4 protein-coding genes are annotated in these 4,001 nt (G+C 66.6%); 2 read left to right on the forward strand and 2 right to left on the reverse strand.

What is annotated here, in order from left to right; genetic code table 11:
• Positions 1-317 (forward strand): hypothetical protein (locus tag Manayef4_RS25265; protein ID WP_217494081.1); only part of this gene is annotated, 317 nt, incomplete at its 5' end.
• 316 nt (positions 318-633) lie between these two features.
• On the opposite strand, the gene Manayef4_RS02080 is transcribed toward Manayef4_RS25265, so the two are convergent.
• Positions 634-1,596: a hypothetical protein gene (locus Manayef4_RS02080; RefSeq protein ID WP_175443296.1), complete on the reverse strand. Its 963-nt coding sequence runs from the start codon at positions 1,594-1,596 to the stop codon at positions 634-636.
• Positions 1,597-2,185: 589 nt separating this feature from the next.
• A complete protein-coding gene (locus tag Manayef4_RS02090; RefSeq protein ID WP_139139962.1) occupies positions 2,186-2,959 on the reverse strand; it encodes an HNH endonuclease in 774 nt (257 codons plus the stop codon).
• 420 nt (positions 2,960-3,379) lie between these two features.
• On the opposite strand from Manayef4_RS02090, the gene Manayef4_RS24695 reads away from it, so the two are divergent.
• A partial coding sequence (locus Manayef4_RS24695; protein WP_139168612.1) for a hypothetical protein occupies positions 3,380-4,001 on the forward strand: 622 nt, incomplete at its 3' end.

Genomic DNA, 4,001 nt, shown 5'->3' on the forward strand with positions numbered 1-4,001 from the left:
GTGCGGTGACCGTGACGATGGCCGATTTGGCAGTGCAAGGTCCGGAACCACCGTCGGAGATCGTTGCGCTCATGACCGGGCTGGATACCGCACTGGTGCTCGGCGACGAGGCCGCGGTGGGCACACCTATCGCCACCCTGCTACCGAAGGTGGCCTTGAGTCTCGCGGTCGGTAACGCAGCGCTGTCCATGCTGGGCGCCCCGACCTCCTCAGCGAGGCTCGTGCGCCTCCCTGAGGCGTCCTACAACAGTCTCAAGGACTCCGGAAAAGAGCCTCAGACCGGGCAAGGTTTTCAGCGGAGTCAACCGGAGCCCTAGAGGCCAGATCACCGAGCATCTGCAGTTCACCGCTCTCCCCCCTCTAGTTGTAGCYAGCGACTGGCTGCGCGCCGGGGCGAGACTGCGGGTGCGTCGTTACGCTGGTGCACCTCGGTGACGCCTGCGGTGCGRGTGTCGCCACCGCCGACGCCGCGCTCGCATTCTGGCGCCTCCGACGACGCGGTCGCACGGCTGTGCGACGGACGCAGGAGCGGAGTGCAACAGGCCGAGACCACGCCCCTGGCCACCACGCAGCTCTGCAGGGCCCTCCCGATCGGGAGCGTCCGGCCTGGTCGCCGGGCCCCGTCGAGGTCTCCTAGAACTGCAGCCCGGCGTCGAGGGTCGCCTGCCGGAGATTGCGCAGGTACCGCCGCCCCTCGACGAGAAGCAGATAGGCGGGTGYCTCAGCGAACCGCGCCTCGTAGTCGGAGTCGAGCGTCGCGCGGGGGTGAAGGGCATAGTCCCTGATGCCGCGCAGGCTGTCGGCGAACCGGTGCAGCTCGTCGACCCGGCTCTTCTTCGCTCCCAGGTCCTTCAGCACAGGAACGACTCGCTCGATGAGCGTGCTCGCCGGTGTCTTGGGATCGTCGAGGAGCTTGTCGATCTGCGGCTTGTCGGCGCGCATCGTCTCCGCGACGGAGAACCACGCCGCCTCGCTCGCGAGCGCGAGCATGTTCGAGGAGGAGAAGTACCGGCCGGCCCGAAAGGTCTCGACGGCCTCCACGAGAGCCTTCAGACCGCGCGGGCCGAGTAGGTCCTTAAGTCCATCGGTGCCGAGAGTCGGATCGAGGATCGCCAGCTCCGACACGCCGCGGTATCGGCGGGCCACTCGATATGCGGGCGCGAGCAGCGGCTCCGACAACGGGAGCTGCGCGGTCGTGCCGTAGCCACCGTCGTGGACCTGCACCGGGAGGGTCCCAGGAGTATTGCAGCTGGTGAGGATTCCGGCCGCCACCAGGTCGGCGAGTGCCTCGCGTGCCGCCGCCCGGATTCGAGCGAGCTTCAGCGGCGGCAGCTCCGCGTCAAGCGGGTCTTCCCCGAGCTCCCGGGGGTGGACCGGTGTCCGAAACGCATTGAGGTCAGCTCCGGCGGCGGTGAGAACCGCGATGACTAGCCCATCGGCCCCAAGAGCGCTGCCGCCCTCGACCGCTCGAAGAATGATCGCCTTGGCCTGCTGAACATCCGTCTCCCGCGCCTCGACAGCTTGCGTAAGCCGGCCCTGGTCCTGCGGGCTGATCGTGTGCATCACGCGACGGTAGCCGAGCACAGGCACGGGCATGCCTGACCACCCACGCCCGTCAGACCGCGGCGAGTGCCTCGATCTCCACGAGCCACGCCTCGTCATAGATACCCGCGACGATCACCGTCGGCGCCGGGCAATGCCCACCCAGCAACTCCCGGCGAATGGCGAAGTTCTCGTACGCGGTACCGCCGGTCGGACAGATAGGTCGTCACCTTCAGGCCGGACAGGCCCATCCCGTGGTGCGACAGTGCCGCGGCCACGTTCGCCCAGGCCTGGCGGCACTGTGCAGCGAATCCAGCGGACACGGTGCCGCGGTGACACCGGAATCTGCCCGGAGACCACGGCCAGGCGCGCCGGGGTCGGGATCTCGTACGAGTGCCGGTAACCGCCCCCGTCGGGGACCACCAGGCCGGAACTCACCACGGACCGATGCTGCCAGCAACGCCGCAGCCCTGATCAGTCAGTCCTCGTGTCCCCAGTGACGGTCGCCGCTGTCTACCTGGCGCGAGYCACCTGAAGCGATCTCCGCGCCGTGCCGCAGGTATGCAATCCACCCACACTCGGGTACCAACCCGGCGAGTGTTCCTCGGCGCATCGCATGCRACCGAGGTTCGGAACCACACGATCACGCCGGACCAACGCAATGAGGGTCCACACGCCGTTGCACCAGAGATATTCCCGCCAGCGCGAAACTGAGAGCGACCAGCTCGGCTTCGCAGTACGAGAATGCGGGCGGCCAGGATAATTCCGCTACAGGCTTCGGCCATAGCGGAATAAGCGGCTTTGGTTCGTCGAATTCGAGCACCTCCAGACCACGAGCGATCGCGTCTGGCACAAACACCACTTTGATCRCGAAGGGGCCCAGGGCGGCCGTGAAATCGACCAGACTCCCGACGTAGACGCCGTCGGCGGTGCAGTCCAGCTTCCTCGGCCGGAGCCRCACGGGGCGATCGTGGTACATGGTGTCGTGGAACCTGCTGATCCACACGGCCACGTTGGTGGGTGCGTCGCCGTCTGCCAACTGGCGAGCGGTTACGGTCGGCAAAATCGCGCCATACCCCGACGTATTGACCTCGGCGATAGCGGTCTTGATACACCAGCGAGCAAGAATGCCGAGGCGCTCCGCCCCAAGGCTGACCGGAGCACCTTCCAACAGTGGCCCGAGAAAAACCTTGACAGAATTCTCCAGCCGGCTCATCCACCCGCCGTTGCAGTCRCCACAGGCGATCCGCACCTGGAGATCTATTTTCTTGAGACTGAAAGTCTTAGACTTTCCTGAATCACCGGCTCTAGAATTGACCGTCACCTTGCCCACGAACGAGGGAAGGGTCGATATCCAGGCTGGGATCACATGCTCCTTGGTGAGGGTTGCCTCAGCACCRCAGAACTGACAGATCATTTCCTCATCCTCTGGAGCTGGGCCGTCCGTCGAGTAAATTTGGCGACGACCGCGATCCCACACGATCGAGCCCGGACCGTGATGATCTAGGATATAAGGGGCCGGACTCTCGCGGCACATGGCCCCGGTCGGCTTCACGTCGCTGCCAGTGCGGTCACCTGCGGCCTGGTAGCAAGCACGCCAGGTTTGCCCAAGTTCGATGGGATCTCTCTGCCGACCGCGCCACCTGTGCGACCGACCGCTCTGGATCCCGCCTGACGCCGTTTCGGCRGCGTCCTGCGCGGGCGGAATACTCGGAGGGTGAACGATCCGGGGAAGGGCGCAAGAGGCGGTCCGGAGCGACGCGGTAGCGGTTCCGCCGCTGGCGCATCGCCGGCCGACGCCGCGGCGTGGGCGCCGCCGCCGCCGAGGCTGCGCACGATGGTGCTGGCGCAGGAGCTGGCTCCGCCGGTGGACACGCGGGAGCAGGTGCTGCCGTTCGACTGCCTGGCTTGGGAGAACTTCGAGCGGCTGTGCCTGAAGCTCGCTCTGGAGCGCGGCAAGGTTGATCATGCCGTGGACCACGTGGCCGGCGACCGGGAAACCGGCCGGATGTCGGCGCGGGAAGCCCGTGCGCAGGGTGGCCTGTACGGCACCCGGGGCCAGAAGCAGCAGGGCATCGACCTGTATGTTCGGCTGCCGCCGGCCGGGGATGCACCCCCGGGTTCCGGCGCCTCGCCGCGCTATCTGAGCCTGCAGTCACGGCGGGTCGCCAAGCTGACCGCGGCCGGTCTGAAGAAGGCGGTCGGGGACTTCCTGGGCGGTTCGTGGGCCTCCGCGAGTGACGTCTTCGTCTACGCCACCAGCCTGCCGGCCGTGCAGACCGAGCTAGCCGACGAGATCGCCCGGCAGACGGAGCGTCTGGCGGCCAAGGGCATCGAGTTCGAGGTCTGGGACGCGGAGGCACTGAAGTTATTCAGAAACTCTCTTGATTCTCTCGAAGCTCAGTATTCGCTCGGATTGCTGTTCGTTGATTTTCTGGAGGCCGACGGCTGCCTGGATG

The sequence above is a fragment of the Frankia sp. CgMI4 genome (assembly GCF_001756285.1).
In the GTDB taxonomy this organism is placed as follows: Bacteria; Actinomycetota; Actinomycetes; order Frankiales; family Frankiaceae; genus Frankia; species Frankia casuarinae.